Source organism: Epilithonimonas sp. (assembly GCF_032054305.1).
GTDB lineage: Bacteria > Bacteroidota > Bacteroidia > Flavobacteriales > Weeksellaceae > Epilithonimonas.
The window spans coordinates 285,893-301,452 of the sequence record NZ_DAMBSX010000004.1 but is presented as its reverse complement, the minus strand read 5'-3'; the positions used below and the strand labels follow the sequence as shown (position 1 = coordinate 301,452).

Here is a 15,560-nt window from a genome sequence, read left to right as displayed (position 1 = left end):
GTGTTTATAAAGTTTTTATAACTCTTGCGGGTGCACCGGCAATCACAGTATTGTCCGGGAAACTTTTATTTACAACCGAGTTTGCGCCAATGATACAGTTTTTTCCTATACTCACACCAGGTAAAATGCAAACGCCTTCACCGATCCATACGTTATCTCCAATTGCTATTTCCCCTTTTGAATATAAATTTCTCTCTGCAGGTGCTTTCTCCAAATCTAGGCTTGTGGTATTGCCATGAGAATGGTCGGAAATGTATATTCTGCTAGCCATCAAAACATTGTTTCCAATAGTAATTTTATTAATGGCTCCAATGTGAACATCGGAATTGAAAATAACATTGTCACCGATTATTATCTGGGGAGAAAACCTTTCTTCCTGAAAATTGTCCCAAGCTTCGAGCCTTAAATTAAAAAGTGCAGAAAAATTTTTCCCCACTGAGATATATTTTGGATTTATTATAAAATGTTGCTCGGGTAAAATGGATCTTTCTCCGAAAGCCTTAAAATTAGCCTTTGCCCATTCTCTATATTTATCTCGCGCATATCTTTTATATGCACTAGAATTGATTATACTAAATATAAACTGAATGATATAGTTTTTTATAAAATTCATTTTTTTAAGAGAAAAAATCGTTTATACAATCTATGACAAGATTTTGCTCGTTTTCTGATAATTCATAATAAAAGGGAAGCCTTAAAAGACAATCTGTAAAATGGTCAGAATTAGGAATACTAATCTCTGGGTTTTCTGATAAAAAAAATTCACTTTTATTAAGACTCAAATAATGAAATACGGGATGAATATCTTTAGATTTTAAATCTTGAATCAGCCTTGTCCTTTCATCATAACTTTTGCAAATAATATAAAACATATGAGCATTGTTTGTCGCATAATCTGGGATTTTGGGTAAAGAAATGAATCCTTTTTGCTGTAACGGTAATAGTCCGTCCTGATATCTGCTCCAGATCTCTAATCTTTTTTTCTGAATGATTTCCAGATTTTCCAATTGGGCATACAAAAATGCCGAGATTATCTCAGAAGGAAGAAAGGAAGAACCAAGATCTACCCAACCGTATTTGTTGACCTCTCCTCGAAAGAATGCACTTCTGTTGGTTCCTTTTTCACGGATGATCTCTGCTCTTTCAAAATATCTGCTGTCATTAATGCTAAGCATACCACCTTCTCCTGCAATGATATTCTTTGTCTCATGAAAAGAAAATGCTGCAAAATGCCCGATGGATCCCAAAGCTTTTTTTGTTCCGTCGGAGAACGTGAAATAACTGTCAATAGCTTGTGCCGCATCTTCTACAACAAAAAGGTCATGCTTTTTTGCCAGATTCATGATCATCTCCATGTCACAAGCTACACCAGCGTAATGAACAGGAACGATGACCTTCGTTTTTTCCGTAATATGCTTTTCTATCTCCTGAGGGGTGATATTAGGATTATCTGAATAAGAATCGACAAAAATAATCTTGGCCCCACGAAGTGCAAAGGCGTTTGCAGAAGAGACAAACGTGTAACTGGGAACAATAACCTCATCTCCGGGTTTTATATTGCATAAGATAGCGGCCATTTCCAATGCATCTGTGCAGGAAGTCGTCATTAGTACTTTTGGGAAATTATATTTTTCCTCAAAAAACTGTTGACATTTTTTGGTGAACATACCGTCTCCGGAGATCTTGCCGCTTTTTACTGCTTCTTCTATATAAGTCAGCTCTTTACCGATAATAAATGGTTTGTTGAATGGTATCATAGTGTTTTAAACTTGGAGTCTTTGATTTTTATAAAATATTTTTCCACGTACTTGAAAGAAAAATAGCTTAAAAAAATTGTAAGACCCGGAATTAATAAATAAGTAAAAATATTGAATATATATATACTATCATATAATTTCAACAATTTGTAAGAAATTGGAAAAACCAGAAACATTACAAAAGGGTGATACATGTATATCCCATAAGAGATATTTCCTAAGAAAGAAAATGACCTGTTTGTGAATATGCCTTTGTTTGTTTGATCGATACTGATCAATATTAATAACAAAAAAAGAAACCCCAGGATCACACTTTGTACATATAAATCAAAAATAGGAATAGCAATTAAAACTCCAATTAATATTATTGTTATAAAATAAGTGATCGGGCTTTTGGTATAATCTGTAATTTTTCCAGTGAATCTCGAATAACAATATCCTCCAGCGGCTCCTATTGCCATAAACTCGAATGGGATTATACTCGCAATGTATGATAAAAATGATTTCGGATAAAAGATATTAAACACAAAAAAAATCATCAACATCAGACCAAATACCCAAATCAGAAGCTTCTTCCTAAAGAAAGCGATGATAAGCGGCCAAAGTATATAAAACTGTTCTTCTACACCCACCGACCATGATTGTGATGCACCGACCACGATCTTTCCTAGCTTAAGTGCTACGTTGGGCAGAAACATGATATAAAGCAATATACTTTCAAGAGTATAATTGGTAAAGTTCATGATCCTGTTGTAATAGACGGGAGTTCCTGAAAAAATATTAAAATGTTTGGCCAAAAATGGGACGATAACAAAAGCTATCATGATGATCATGTAGTACAATGGCCAAATTCTGAATATCCGCCTCAAGTAAAATTTTCTAAAATTTATAGCTCCGTTCTTCTCTTTTTCAGAGATCAAAAGATAAGTAATAAGAAAACCACTTAGTACAAAAAAAAGATACACACCGTTTTTTCCAAGATGTTCTATGAAATATGAAAAATATCTGTTTTTGAATAGGCTTTTGGTTCCTCCCAGGAATTTGAACAATTCGATATGATGAAATATTACAGCCAATGCTGCTACGGCACGCAATTCATTGAGTCCACTAAAAAATATTGTTTTCCTAGATGATTCCATTTTATCTTATAAATCTTGCAGGATTACCTACATATAATCCGGATGTTTCCAAATTTTTTATGACAACAGTACCTCCTCCTAATTGGATTTTGGCAGCGATATTAATATTATCGATAATAGTACTATTTATACCAATGATGCACAATTCTCCAATATTTGCAAAACCCGCGATGCATACAGACGGAGATAAAAAGCAATGATCTCCGATTACAGAATCATGAGCTACGGAGCATGATATATTCATTAGAACGTTATCTCCGATCTCCACATCCTGATCGATCATACAATTGGGATAGATGATAGTTCCCTTTCCGATTTTGGCAGATGGATCCACGATGCTTGTAGAATGCACAAAACTGTAAAAAGGAATTCTATTCTTAAAATCTTCAAACAATTGTCGTTTGACTTCCAGATGTTTATAGCCTATCGCTATAACCAACTCGTCAAAAATATTTTTTTCGAAATATTCCATAATATAATCCTTGCCTCCTAATACGGGAATGTTCTTCACCGAATTGCCTTTTTGCTGAAAATCATCAAAAAAACCAACAACCTTATTATTGGTATCAGATTGTATATGATACAAGATCTGTTGTCCCAGATGTCCGGATCCGATGATGGCTATACGTTTCATAAATAATTAACAATATCATTCATATTACTTATCCTTTCCTTGTAATTGGAAAAAATATTGAGTCTATCTATTAATAATGTTTTGAACCCAAGTTCTTTGGCGGGGATTATATCCAGCTTTAAAGAGTCTCCGATATAAAGTATTTCCTCTGGGCTAACATTCAGTTTATTTAGTGCCAATTCATAAAACTCCCGATGAGGTTTTCTGTAAGCTTCATTTTCAGAGATGATTATATCAGAAAAAATATTTTCTCCGATCAATTGATCCAACAAGCCATTCAATGTGCTATTGAAATTGGAGAGGACAGCCTTTCTTGTTTCAATTTTATCCAATATCATAACATCATCAAAAGCTTTCCATTCCAGATAAGAACATGCAGAAAAGAGTTCGTTCAATAACTCTTCCGTAGGGATAATTCCTAATGAAAGTAATAATTCAGCATTGAATTCTTTATAGAATTCTCTGGATGTCCTGTCAGGAAAATTAATGATTTCCGATAATAATTTGTGATGATATTGTAGTTTTTCCTCATCTATATCGTAAGAAAATTTCTGAAGAACGGTCAACATGTTAGAGTACAAGCTTGGCTTGTAGATCAAGGTATTTGCTGCATCAAACAGAATGACTTTTATTGGCTTGCTCATTTAAAAAATATAATGTTCGGAAGAAGAGTCTTTTAGCTCATTGATATTATTGTTTTTAGGATAGATCACATCCATCATGATCCTAATGGCACTTCCTTCGATAATGTTAGGTATAGAAGGTGAAGATTGATATAGATGTTCTTCCAGAGTATATCTCACATCTTCGAATCCAAAGTTGGAGCGGATAGAGTTTGTTCCCGATATTCTGCAGTTGATCTCAAATGGAACAATTTCTCCGTTTTCACGAACAATGGATTGTAGGTTCGCGCTTCCTACAAACTCGTTACAAGAGATGATCTTTTCCAAGATGATTTGTAATTGTTCATCATATGCACGATTAACAAAACACTCATTGGTAGCTCCGTTTTCCAATTTTCTTTCAAGATTTATAAAACCGTGCAAAGCCTTGTTCCTTGAAACATAAAAAGCAGTTGTGATCTCTTTTCCGATGACCAACTCCTGAACCATATAGCTGTCATCAAATGATTTAATATCCGTGGGATTGATATGTATTCCTCTAGATCCTCTGCCTTCTCTTGGTTTTACAATGTAATCTTTGAATACACCTTCCTGATAATCACTAGGTAAGTAGGTCTCTGCAAAAGGAAGGTCGTTTTTTTTGTGGTGCAAAAATGTCAAATATTTGTCAAGATAATTTTTGGATGTCTCCAAATTACTAACGACAACATTTGCTTTTAGGTCCTTTTGGTATAAGGATAGATAATAGACTTCATAATCCGTAGAAGGTATAACAAGGTCTACTTTTTCCTGTTCTACAATGTAATTGATGGTGGACAGATAGTCTTCATCCATGGCGTAAGGTACTTTGTAGAAAACGTCACAAAGATGGTTGCCAGCAGAAAAATCTGTTACATTGCAACCTATGATTTTTATAGGAAAGCCGGTTTTTTTGATGTTCCTTAAAATTCCTTGTCCAACGTTACCTCCGATACCAGTAACTAAAACTGTTTTGTTTTCCATTCAATTAATTCTTTTAATCCTTGTTTCATTGATACAAAATCATGATTGCTGAGACAAGGGTCGTTTTCATAATACTCTATTGACCTAGATTGGTCTGTACCTTTCAACACGATTTTACAATTTGTAAGATTCCGAATAAAACCAGCAATTTCAAGATTGGTATGGTTTTCCGGAGAGATTGCCAATATTATTTTATTCTGATTTTCCAAAGAAGCTCTTTTGGCCAAAAAGGCAACATCTTTTGCATGGATGTAGTTTTGTTTTCTTTCTCCATTTCCTAATAATGTTATTTCCTGTTTCTCTATAGCAGAGAGAATGACCTTGGGTAAAAAAGTGCTTTCTTTCATATGAGGTCCATACATGGAAGAGATTCTGAGAATAGCATATCGGGTACAATTTTCGATGATTTTTTCTGCAAACAATTTGCTTATCCCATATAATGATGAAGGGCAGGGAGCTGTGGAATTGTCTATTGTCCCATTTTTAATCCCATCATATACTGCAACACTAGAAAAATATATAAATTTTGAAGATGTGAAATGTTCCGTAATATTTTTTATGAGAATTATATTTACATCAATTATATTTTCTAATTCTTCGATATCATTTGATATCAAAGCACTTACAATATATACAACATCTTGATTGGGATCAATTTTTTTTACATCAGAAATGTGATAGTTTTTTTTTACTGATTGCAAGGGCTTGCTATGATATACAATAGTAACATCATCTTCTGAATGTTGTTTCAAAAGATAAGTTGTAAGTATACTGTTGGCTCCAAAGATCAGTATCTTTTTCATAATTTCTCTACCTCAGGGATGTCAATATTATAATTTTTATTTTTCCATTTAGCCACGCCTATATCCTGCCAAGGTTTATCCATTTGTTTCTGTAGAAAACCTTTTTCCCATTCTTTTGGGGAATCTATCTTCTTTACTTTTATGATGAACTTCGCATCCCGAAGGTCGATATTGTTTTTATTTGCCCAAAAAGCTGTAAAATCCCGAATTCCGATTTTCAGATTTTTCTGGTCGATATTATTATTTGCCACACGAAATGTCCACTTTACCCAGGTCGATCCACAAAGATAGGCTCCGGGAGTTCCATCTTGGTTGATGATTGGTAACCAGGTCTGTTTTCCATTTTTATCCAAATGCGCTATAGCAATAATGTGGTTGTAATCACTAAAATGATAATCCATAAAAACAGCATGATGGGTAATGCCCAAAAATGTTTTAGCAGGTTTTTCTATCTCATCGGAAAGATGTCCGAGAATTTTATTAACAGATGTTGCTTTAAAAGACATCCCCTTCTTAATGGAATTGTATGATACAAAGACTTGTAAAAATAAAATAAATGAAAGCCCAATTGTAATTCCCAAGACTTTAAGGTCACTTAAAGTATAATTCTGGAGAATCTTGAAACTTTCTTCTTTTGGAGGCAAAACAGGAGGTGTAAATCCACAATTGTCTTCTGTGCAGCGTTCTGTATTCCTGTTTTTTGCAATAAACCTGTATGTTATTTTTCCTAAGTGATAAATTCCGGGGATGCGCAGGATCCAGCTCAACGGCTTTAGATAGTTAATAGAGCCTAGAACCTGGATATAGGTATCAAGACCTTTGTACACTTTTCCATTTTTTATAGAATGTATATCGTCCAAAAGGTCATCCAAAGGAACTTCCTGAAGCAACGGTTCCTGCTCTCCGTAATATTGCACGGTCTTAAAATCAATTCTACCCTTGATATCAAAATGCTGGATTGTGATTTTGGTACGATTGCACAAAGGACATTCACCATCATAATAGAATGTCATAACAGGAGATTTCTTTTTTGGTAAGAATAATTTTTCCCAGAAAGAAACCGGGACCATCAACAGGTAGATGGAGCACATTCCCAAAGCAAACCAGGGAATTGGATAACAGATGAGAATTCCCATATGCAAACCTAGACCAATTATGAGCAATGGAACTCTCCATTTTTTACGAAAAAAAGTAAAAATAAATATAGTCTCAAAAGCAACCGTCAGATATCCTAGAAAAAGTATAAGATATTTCTGATCCAATATCCCATTTATTGGAATGAAAACAGTATTGGGGAAAGATGTTGGAAACCAGAGCCCCAGCCCTTTTGTCCAAAAAAAGGAAGTGAATTTATAAAAAATAGAATCAAAGTAAACAAAAGCGGCTCCCACCATAATAGGGATGAAGTAGCTTAGAACACTTACTTCTCTAGGTGGATCATAATTGAACCGGGTATTAGAATATTTATATTTAAGAATAAGCCTGTCCAAGGATAGGTTTCTTGATACTGGGAGAAAAAGTAGTAGAAAATTCATTCCCAGATAGGCATAGAACATATGATATTCATAGGTGTTGATGCTGCCGATCAAGATAATGGTCATCAGATAATTGATGATTGTGGCCAATCTTGTGAACAATCCTAAAACCAAAAAAATAATTGATATGATCCAAATAGAAATAGGAATACTAAAATCGATTTCTGCTGCATCTACAAAGGGTATTTTATCAAATATCAGATGCCGAAAAAAATAAAGTTGAGAGACTTCGCAAAGTAATACCAGCCCATATATTATTCTGAAAATGGAGAGGCCCAGCCCAGAAATATTTTTATTGTAAAGTCTTTTGATCATATCTATTGGTTAAGGATTTTAGAAAAGATTTTTTCAGCATATTCATATGAAGAAAATTCTTGAACTTGTTTAACTGCATTTTTAGAAAACTCACTATAGGAATTTTGATCCAAATCAAAGATATTTTTAATTCCATCTGCCAAACTTTTGATATCCTTCATTGGTATTTTGTAACCGTTATAATCATCGATTACCATATTGCTGATTATACCAGTGTCAAAACCAACTACGGGTGTTCCGCACGCTAGAGCTTCCGAGACCATCATGGGGCCAGAATCCTCGATTGAAGTATTCACAAAAACATCGGCAGCCTGATATAATAATGACAGAAGCCTGTAATCTTTTATGTAATCTATCTTCTGTTTTTTAAAGGATACGTTTTCAAATTCTTCATTTACAGTATTGGAAACCACTAGAAGAACTATTTTTTCTTTCAACTCTTTATTTGTATTTTCTTCTAATAGTTTAAGAGCTTCTATCAAGTATTTAAAACCTTTCCTGGGATCATCCATATTGAGGGCACCGGTTAGAATATAGAATTTATCGGATGACAAAGAGAAAATGTTTTTAGCAATTGTTTTGTTTCTATCGTTTAATAGATTGGTATCTATTAAGCTGTTTATATTATGTATGACGGTTTGATCTTTATATATCTTTGATCTTCGCGCTTGATCTAATGTTAACCCGGAACCTGCAATAATTTGAAAATCGGCTTTCCGGGCGTTTTCATATTTCTTGTCAAAATTATTTTTAGCGATTACCTTTTCATCTTTATTGATGATGGCCGGACAATTGTCATCACATCCATTGATATAACCTTCACATCCCCAAGAGAAGTGACAACCACCGGTAAAATGATTCATATCTACAGTAATATTGTATATTTTGGCTTTTGTAGCACTATACAAATTAAGGAGGTCGGTTGTATTGAGAAAATCAATGGTCATACCTACGAAAATATAATCTGGAGTGAAACCAACTGTTTTTAATAGACTTTCTGTATTGATCTTTTCATTGAGTTCGTCACTACTGAAAAAAGAATATTTTTTGTCGGTTTGGAGAGGTATGCTCTTTTTTGTATGATCTGACCCAAATTTTGTTTTGAGCAGGGCAATTATTTTTTCTAATACACCAATTTTTTTTGGAGTGGAAAAGTTTGGCCTGTAGGCTTTTATGAATTCCTCATTCTTAGTTTTATGCTTTACACACATCACAACCTCATGTCCCATATTTTTGAGAATATGAGCCACTTTATACATTGCTTCGTACGCACCGTTTACATCACCTGTGGATAATATTAATATTTTTTTTCCCATCTCACATCCATATTACAGGAGGAGTTATAATGCCATTGTCTGTGTCTCCGGTGAGAAAGTTTTCATGACCCGTTTCTACAATAGATAATTGTAATCCCCCTTTGATCGCGTCAAATAATTCTACCCCAGGACTATCCAGGGCAACCGAAAGAATGTAAATATTGGGAATCAGCTTTTCACCTTCTATTTTTAATGTAAAGCTATTTTCACCAGCTTGGTAAAGTATTTTCCTTGTGATAAAGATCACATTTTCAAATTTGTCCAAGATGGCAATATTCACCCGGACACCATTTTTTGCATTTCTGTTTATGAAACTGATGTCAACGTTGATATCATCATCATGACCAAACTCAGAAGTTTCGGTGTTCTTGTTGTTGTATATTTTAACGTTTTGGATTTGAGCTTTTTTATGCGGGTCTTCCTGGTAAAAGAAGCTGGAGTTTGGAGTGAGTTCGTTTATGATATAACTCTCCATGATTTTGTTTATAGGACCCTGGTCTTCCAGATTACCGTGTTTTAATAATATTCCGGTGTTGCATAGCGTCTTTACAGCGGCCATATTGTGGCTTACAAAAAGAACGGTCCTGCCTTCTCCCTTTGTCACATCTCCCATTTTTCCAAGACACTTTTTCTGAAATTCTGCATCTCCAACAGCAAGCACTTCATCGACGATCAAAATTTCTGATTCCAAATGAGCTGCAACAGCAAAAGCCAATCGGACATACATCCCGGACGAATATCTTTTTACAGGTGTATCAATGTATCTTTCAACTCCGGAAAAATCAACGATCTCATCAAATTTTCTTTTGATCTCTTTCCTTGTCATTCCCAAAATGGCGCCATTCAGATAGACATTTTCCCTTCCGGTCATCTCTGGATGAAAACCAGTTCCTACTTCTAGTAAAGATGCGATTCTTCCATTCGTATATATCTTTCCAGTCGTTGGTTTGGTAACCTTGCTTAATAACTTCAGCAAAGTGGATTTTCCGGCACCATTTCTTCCGATAATGCCAACTGCATCTCCCTGCTCGATCTCAAAATTAATATCTCTTAGAGACCATACATAATCGCTATTTCCTTTTTGTGTCCTATCGTTGGTTTCACCGATTTTGAGATATGGATCTTCTTTTCCCCTCATTCTGTACCAAAGGCGGTTGAGGTCATGAGAAAGAGTCCCGGAGCCAACTTGACCAAGACGATATTGTTTAGATATATTTTCAGCTTTTAATGCAAGCATTTTGTGTTTTGTTTTGATTAATAAAAACCTTGAAGGATTATTTGCGGATTAATATCAGACTGTGTCCATGAATCCTTTCTCTACCTTATTGAATATAATTGTTCCAATAACGAGAATAAATAGTATGATTCCTGTGCTTATCAACAACATAGTAGAGTTAAAGTCTCCGACTCCTAACCAAGCATATTTGAAACATTCAAAAATTCCTGTCAAAGGGTTATAAAATGCCAAAGTCCTAAAAATTCCTTTTAAACTTGATATTGGATAAATAACAGGAGTAGCATACATATATAGGCTGATACCAAAGGTCAAAAGCATTTGCATATCTCTATATTTTGTGGTAAGAGATGAAAAGATCATTCCCATTCCCAAGGCAAATAGTGCCATCAAAGCTATTAAAAACGGAGTTACCAAGATCCACCAGTTTGGTTGTATTTCACCTTTGTAGAGGTAATAAAAAAATACGACCAGAAATAATGTCATTTGAACCCCAAATCTCATCAGGTTCGAGAATATGATAGAAAGAGGCATCACTAATCTAGGAAAATATACTTTCCCAAAAATTCCGGCATTATTAGTAAAAACATTAGATGTGGATGTAAGGCAGCTGGAAAAATAATTCCATAATGTAATACCTGCCAGATAGAATAGAATTTTAGGGGCTCCATCTGTAGATAACTTGGCAATATTCCCAAAAACTATAATGTAGACAATAGTAGTAAATATAGGATTGATAAAAAACCACATCGGGCCCAATATGGTCTGTTTAAAGCTAGAAACAAAATCCCGTTTAACAAACATATAGACCAAATCCTTATAACGCCATACCTCTCTCAGATTAAGGTCAAAGAGAGAATGGTTGGATTCTATAGTTTCTGTCCATTGATTGCTTTTTGTTTCATTCATTTGTGGTTGTGTTTAAGTTTTATTTGATCAGATTCTTCAGGTACTCTCCATACCCACTTTTTCCATATTTGGCAGCGGTTTCGAGAAGTTTTTCTTCATTGATAAATTTGTTTCTGAAAGCAATTTCCTCGATACATCCAATTTTGAAGCCTTGCCTCTTTTCAATCACGCTTACAAATTCAGAGGCGTCCTGAAGGGAATCAAATGTCCCGGTATCCAGCCAAGCCGTACCTCTATCAAGAACGCCAACTTCCAATTTTCCCTCACTAAGATAAACATTGTTGATATCGGTGATCTCGAGCTCTCCTCTTGGAGAAGGCTTGATGTTCTTTGCAATTTCCACCACATTATTATCATAGAAATATAATCCTGGAACGGCATAATTTGATTTAGGGTTTAAAGGTTTTTCCTCAATAGAAATTGCTTTAAACTCATTGTCAAATTCTACAACACCATATCTTTCCGGGTCGGAAACATGGTATGCAAAAACAACACCTCCATCAGGATTAGTTTTGTTCTTGAGCAAAGTTCCCATTTCAGAACCATAAAAAATGTTATCACCCAATACTAACGCTGCTGAATCAGCACCAATGAACGTATCACCCAGAATGAAAGCCTGGGCCAATCCGTCTGGACTTGGCTGAACTACATACTCTATATTGCAACCAATCTGGGACCCGTCACCTAATAGCTTGATGAAGCCTGCTTGGTCATGTGGCGTGGTAATTATCAAAATGTCTTTTATTCCAGCCAACAAAAGTGTTGATAGTGGATAATAGATCATCGGTTTATCATAAACTGGCATCAATTGTTTGCTGACTGCTATCGTTAATGGATAGAGTCTGGTTCCGGATCCGCCAGCAAGTATAATTCCTTTCATCAGGGATTGAGTTTTTTATTTTTGTATTATGAATATTGACTTTCGTAGTATTTTTGATAATCCCCTGAGGTAACATTGTCCAACCATTCTTTATTCTCCAGGAACCAATCAATGGTTTTAGCTAATCCTTGTTCGAAAGTTACAGAAGGTTTCCAGCCTAGGTCTTTATTTAACTTTGTAGCATCTATCGCATAACGTTTATCATGTCCTGGTCTATCTTTCACATAGGTAATCAGTTTTTCAGAATGGCCTTCCGGTTTTCCAAGTTTGGCATCCAATTGTTTTATCAACTCTTTTACTAGGTCGATATTTTGCCATTCGTTAAATCCTCCGATATTGTATGTTTCTCCAGTTTTTGATTCGTTAAAGATCTGGTAGATTGCTTTTGCGTGATCAATGACGAATAACCAATCTCTTGTATATTTTCCATCTCCATAGATTGGTAGTGGTTTTTCATTCAGGATATTAGAAATACATAGTGGAATTAGTTTTTCAGGGAAATGATTTGGGCCATAGTTGTTCGAACAATTAGATAATATAAATGGCATTCCATAAGTATTTCCGTATGCTCTTACTAAATGGTCTGAGGCAGCTTTTGAAGCAGAATATGGCGATTGTGGGTCATATGGAGTGGTTTCCAAAAAGAAACCGGTTTCGCCAAGACTTCCATAAACCTCATCCGTAGAAACATGATAGAAAAGATTTTTTCTAGGTTCATTCGGAAATCTACCATGTGTGTGTTCGGGATTTAATGTCCAAAACTCGATACAAAGGTTCAAGAGATTTGCGGTTCCGTTTACATTTGTGTTGATGAAAGCGTTAGGATCGGTAATACTTCTGTCAACATGACTTTCTGCAGCTAAATGAACAACTGCATCTGGATTATATTTTTCGAAAACTTTTCTTAGTTCCTCAGGTTTTGTGATATCTGCCTTTTCGAAAACGTAATTAGGCTCATTTTCGATATCTTTTAGATTTTCAAGATTTCCAGCATAAGTAAGGGCATCAAGATTGACGATTGTTGAATTCGGATTATTCTTTACAAATTCTCTTACAACATGTGATCCGATAAAACCTGCCCCTCCGGTTATAATAATATTTTTCATCTTCAGTATTTAAATCATTTTATTAATTTTCTACCAATACTTTTGTAGAAAAATTTATTTTGTTCAGCTAATTCCAGAGGGAACATGTTTCTTCCGTCAAAAATTGCTTTATTGATCATTTTTTCTGCCATCAATTCAAAATTTGGGTTTTTGAATTCCGGCCATTCTGTTGCAATCAAAAGCGCATCAGCATTATCTAATGCAGAATACATATCTTTCGCATAAGTGATCTTATCGCCTAATATCTTCTTGACATTTTCTTCTGCAATATTGTCATATGCTACAACCTCTGCGCCTTTTTCCAATAATAATTTAATATTGTCAAGAGAAGATGCTTCCCTGATGTCATCTGTGTTAGCTTTGAAAGCTAACCCCCAAACTGCGATTTTCTTACCTTGGAGACTTCCCCCAAAATAATTTTCCAGTTCTGGGACCAAGATTACTTTTTGAGTTTTATTGATATTTTCTGTAGCGTCAAGCAGTTGGAAATCATATCCTTCCTGTTTGCCGCTATTCAATAATGCTTTTACATCTTTTGGGAAACAGCTTCCACCATAGCCAATTCCTGGAAATAGGAATCTGTGCCCGATCCTGTCATCACTACCCATTCCAAGCCTTACCAGATCTACATCTGCTCCTACTTTCTCACAGAAATTTGCTATCTCGTTCATGAAAGTGATTTTCACAGCAAGGAAAGAATTGGCAGCATATTTCGTTAACTCAGAAGATCTCTCATCCATATTGATGATAGGAACTCCGATATTTGTAAATGGCTGATATAATTTTGCCATGATGCTTCTCGCTTTTTCAGAAGAAGAACCAATTATCACTCTACTGGGATTCATACAATCCTCTACAGCAAATCCTTCTCTTAGGAATTCTGGATTAGAAACAACATCGAATGGAATATCCGTTTTTGCCGCAATAGTTTCTCTTACTTTATCGGCTGTCCCCACTGGAACTGTACTTTTGTTTACAATTACTTTGTAATCTTTCATTATATCACCAATGTCGTTGGCGACTTTTAGAACATAAGAAAGATCAGCAGAACCATCTTCTCCCGGAGGTGTAGGCAAAGCAAGGAAAATTACCTCACTTTTGTCCAAGGCTTCTTTCAGGTCAGTCGTAAAAAAGATACGGTTTGCCTGTATATTTCTATGGAACATTTCTTCCAATCCTGGTTCGTAGATGGGAACGATGCCGTTCTTCATCCCTTCTACTTTTTTTTCATCAATATCTACACAGAAAACCGAATTTCCTATTTCTGCAAGAGTAGTTCCTGTAACAAGACCCACGTAACCAGTACCAACAATTGTAATATTCACAAAGAATTAGTTTTAAAATTTGGGCAAAAATAAGAAAAAATTAGTTGTTGTATGTAAACCGATAATTATATTTGTTCGGGACGCTGGTTTTGGAAAGCTTCGGTCTGAAATAGTTGCTTCTGATGAAAGTGTACTCTTTTGTTGAGATAGATTCATGTTCTGAGTTTTGATATGTTTTATTAGATGCTAATTTTATGAAAATCAAATAGAATAATGGGTTTAAAAATTATTTGGTCATGATTAAGTTCAGTCTTTGTTGTTTGACTTTATAGATAAAAAGTTGTCCTAAATAATTGATGTTGCAATGAAAGGTGTTGATTATGTCTTATTCTTAACGGTTGATTGCTTGTATATTAAATAATTTTTGAATATATTTGCAAAAGATTTACGGGAAAAATGAGAAGGCTTTCGCAAGAATGCCTTTTTTCGTAGCTATAATCAGGCTTTTTAATATGGATTTTAAAACAGAGGTAAGTCGCCTGCTTGGCGAGTTTCTTTTAACGAGAACAGATCTTTTTTTAGTTGACCTCAAGGTCTCTGCGTCTTCAGATATTGTTGTGACTTTGGATGGGGATAACGGGGTGACACTTCAGGATTGTCTGGATGCAAGTAGAGCAATTGAATTCAGTTTGGATAGAGAGGTTCATGATTTTGGATTGCAGGTAATGTCTGCGGGCCTGAGCGAGCCTTTGGAGTTTCCAAGACAGTTCAGGAAGAATATTGGGAGAGAGATTGATGTGATGCTGAATGATTCTTCGAAGGTTGAAGGCGAATTGGTCCATGTGGATGATGATAAGATAACACTTAGGTTAGAATATAGGAGGCCAAAATTAATAGGTAAGGGAAAAGAAGATGTTACAGAGGAGAAGGAGATTCCTTATTCTGAAATTAAAAAAGCATTAGTAGTAATAAAATTTTAACATAACGATGTGTTGATGTTGATTTGAAGGTCAATAATCAATCATCATATATCAATTATATA

Annotated in this window: 15 protein-coding genes; 1 reads left to right on the top strand and 14 read right to left on the bottom strand. The window is 35.0% G+C overall.

The window, feature by feature from the left end:
• Positions 1–4 precede the first annotated feature (4 nt).
• Genes RTX21_RS10500 through RTX21_RS10435 form a run of 14 tightly spaced genes read right to left on the bottom strand, consistent with a single transcriptional unit; the run spans position 5 to position 14,578 of the window.
• Entirely contained in the window at positions 5–613 is a 609-nt protein-coding gene (locus tag RTX21_RS10500; protein ID WP_312767469.1) for a DapH/DapD/GlmU-related protein, read from the bottom strand.
• Positions 614–617: 4 nt separating this feature from the next.
• On the bottom strand, positions 618–1,757 hold the full coding sequence (gene rffA / locus RTX21_RS10495; protein ID WP_312767467.1) for a dTDP-4-amino-4,6-dideoxygalactose transaminase: 1,140 nt from the start codon (positions 1,755–1,757) through the stop codon (positions 618–620).
• Positions 1,754–2,896, bottom strand: coding sequence for an acyltransferase (locus tag RTX21_RS10490; protein ID WP_312767464.1), 1,143 nt, complete (start codon positions 2,894–2,896; stop codon positions 1,754–1,756). Before RTX21_RS10490 ends, rffA begins: the two co-directional genes overlap by 4 nt.
• Before the next feature lies 1 nt (position 2,897).
• Positions 2,898–3,530: an acetyltransferase gene (locus RTX21_RS10485; RefSeq protein ID WP_312767463.1), complete on the bottom strand. Its 633-nt coding sequence runs from the start codon at positions 3,528–3,530 to the stop codon at positions 2,898–2,900.
• Positions 3,527–4,174, bottom strand: a complete 648-nt coding sequence (locus RTX21_RS10480; RefSeq protein WP_312767461.1) for an HAD family hydrolase — start codon at positions 4,172–4,174, stop codon at positions 3,527–3,529. Before RTX21_RS10480 ends, RTX21_RS10485 begins: the two co-directional genes overlap by 4 nt.
• Positions 4,175–5,155 carry an ATP-grasp domain-containing protein gene (locus RTX21_RS10475; RefSeq protein WP_312767459.1) on the bottom strand — a complete coding sequence of 327 codons (981 nt, stop codon included), beginning with the start codon at positions 5,153–5,155 and terminating at the stop codon, positions 4,175–4,177.
• Positions 5,134–5,958: an NAD(P)-dependent oxidoreductase gene (locus RTX21_RS10470; protein ID WP_312767458.1), complete on the bottom strand. Its 825-nt coding sequence runs from the start codon at positions 5,956–5,958 to the stop codon at positions 5,134–5,136. Before RTX21_RS10470 ends, RTX21_RS10475 begins: the two co-directional genes overlap by 22 nt.
• Complete coding sequence (locus tag RTX21_RS10465; protein WP_312767455.1) at positions 5,955–7,808, bottom strand: DCC1-like thiol-disulfide oxidoreductase family protein; 1,854 nt, start codon at positions 7,806–7,808, stop codon at positions 5,955–5,957. The genes RTX21_RS10470 and RTX21_RS10465 overlap by 4 nt, the downstream gene beginning before the upstream one ends.
• A gap of 2 nt (positions 7,809–7,810) precedes the next feature.
• Entirely contained in the window at positions 7,811–9,124 is a 1,314-nt protein-coding gene (locus RTX21_RS10460) for a glycosyltransferase (RefSeq protein WP_312767452.1), read from the bottom strand.
• A gap of 1 nt (position 9,125) precedes the next feature.
• Complete coding sequence (locus tag RTX21_RS10455) at positions 9,126–10,361, bottom strand: ABC transporter ATP-binding protein (RefSeq protein ID WP_312767451.1); 1,236 nt, start codon at positions 10,359–10,361, stop codon at positions 9,126–9,128.
• A 54-nt stretch (positions 10,362–10,415) separates the two neighbouring features.
• Positions 10,416–11,267, bottom strand: coding sequence for an ABC transporter permease (locus RTX21_RS10450; protein ID WP_312767449.1), 852 nt, complete (start codon positions 11,265–11,267; stop codon positions 10,416–10,418).
• Positions 11,268–11,286: 19 nt separating this feature from the next.
• Positions 11,287–12,147: a glucose-1-phosphate thymidylyltransferase RfbA gene (gene rfbA, locus RTX21_RS10445; RefSeq protein WP_312767448.1), complete on the bottom strand. Its 861-nt coding sequence runs from the start codon at positions 12,145–12,147 to the stop codon at positions 11,287–11,289.
• A gap of 26 nt (positions 12,148–12,173) precedes the next feature.
• Complete coding sequence (gene rfbB / locus RTX21_RS10440; RefSeq protein ID WP_312767447.1) at positions 12,174–13,253, bottom strand: dTDP-glucose 4,6-dehydratase; 1,080 nt, start codon at positions 13,251–13,253, stop codon at positions 12,174–12,176.
• Between the two features lie 14 nt (positions 13,254–13,267).
• Positions 13,268–14,578 carry a UDP-glucose/GDP-mannose dehydrogenase family protein gene (locus tag RTX21_RS10435; RefSeq protein ID WP_312767445.1) on the bottom strand — a complete coding sequence of 437 codons (1,311 nt, stop codon included), beginning with the start codon at positions 14,576–14,578 and terminating at the stop codon, positions 13,268–13,270.
• 452 nt (positions 14,579–15,030) lie between these two features.
• Between RTX21_RS10435 and rimP the strand changes: the two genes are divergently transcribed.
• On the top strand, positions 15,031–15,498 hold the full coding sequence (rimP, locus tag RTX21_RS10430; RefSeq protein WP_312767733.1) for a ribosome assembly cofactor RimP: 468 nt from the start codon (positions 15,031–15,033) through the stop codon (positions 15,496–15,498).
• Positions 15,499–15,560: the final 62 nt, after the last annotated feature.

Coding starts and splice junctions, on each gene's coding strand:
- RTX21_RS10500 (WP_312767469.1), bottom strand. CDS start 613: ATGAATTTTATAAAAAACTATATCATTCAGTTTATATTTAGTATAATC.
- rffA (WP_312767467.1), bottom strand. CDS start 1,757: ATGATACCATTCAACAAACCATTTATTATCGGTAAAGAGCTGACTTAT.
- RTX21_RS10490 (WP_312767464.1), bottom strand. CDS start 2,896: ATGGAATCATCTAGGAAAACAATATTTTTTAGTGGACTCAATGAATTG.
- RTX21_RS10485 (WP_312767463.1), bottom strand. CDS start 3,530: ATGAAACGTATAGCCATCATCGGATCCGGACATCTGGGACAACAGATC.
- RTX21_RS10480 (WP_312767461.1), bottom strand. CDS start 4,174: ATGAGCAAGCCAATAAAAGTCATTCTGTTTGATGCAGCAAATACCTTG.
- RTX21_RS10475 (WP_312767459.1), bottom strand. CDS start 5,155: ATGGAAAACAAAACAGTTTTAGTTACTGGTATCGGAGGTAACGTTGGA.
- RTX21_RS10470 (WP_312767458.1), bottom strand. CDS start 5,958: ATGAAAAAGATACTGATCTTTGGAGCCAACAGTATACTTACAACTTAT.
- RTX21_RS10465 (WP_312767455.1), bottom strand. CDS start 7,808: ATGATCAAAAGACTTTACAATAAAAATATTTCTGGGCTGGGCCTCTCC.
- RTX21_RS10460 (WP_312767452.1), bottom strand. CDS start 9,124: ATGGGAAAAAAAATATTAATATTATCCACAGGTGATGTAAACGGTGCG.
- RTX21_RS10455 (WP_312767451.1), bottom strand. CDS start 10,361: ATGCTTGCATTAAAAGCTGAAAATATATCTAAACAATATCGTCTTGGT.
- RTX21_RS10450 (WP_312767449.1), bottom strand. CDS start 11,267: ATGAATGAAACAAAAAGCAATCAATGGACAGAAACTATAGAATCCAAC.
- rfbA (WP_312767448.1), bottom strand. CDS start 12,147: ATGAAAGGAATTATACTTGCTGGCGGATCCGGAACCAGACTCTATCCA.
- rfbB (WP_312767447.1), bottom strand. CDS start 13,253: ATGAAAAATATTATTATAACCGGAGGGGCAGGTTTTATCGGATCACAT.
- rimP (WP_312767733.1), top strand. CDS start 15,031: ATGGATTTTAAAACAGAGGTAAGTCGCCTGCTTGGCGAGTTTCTTTTA.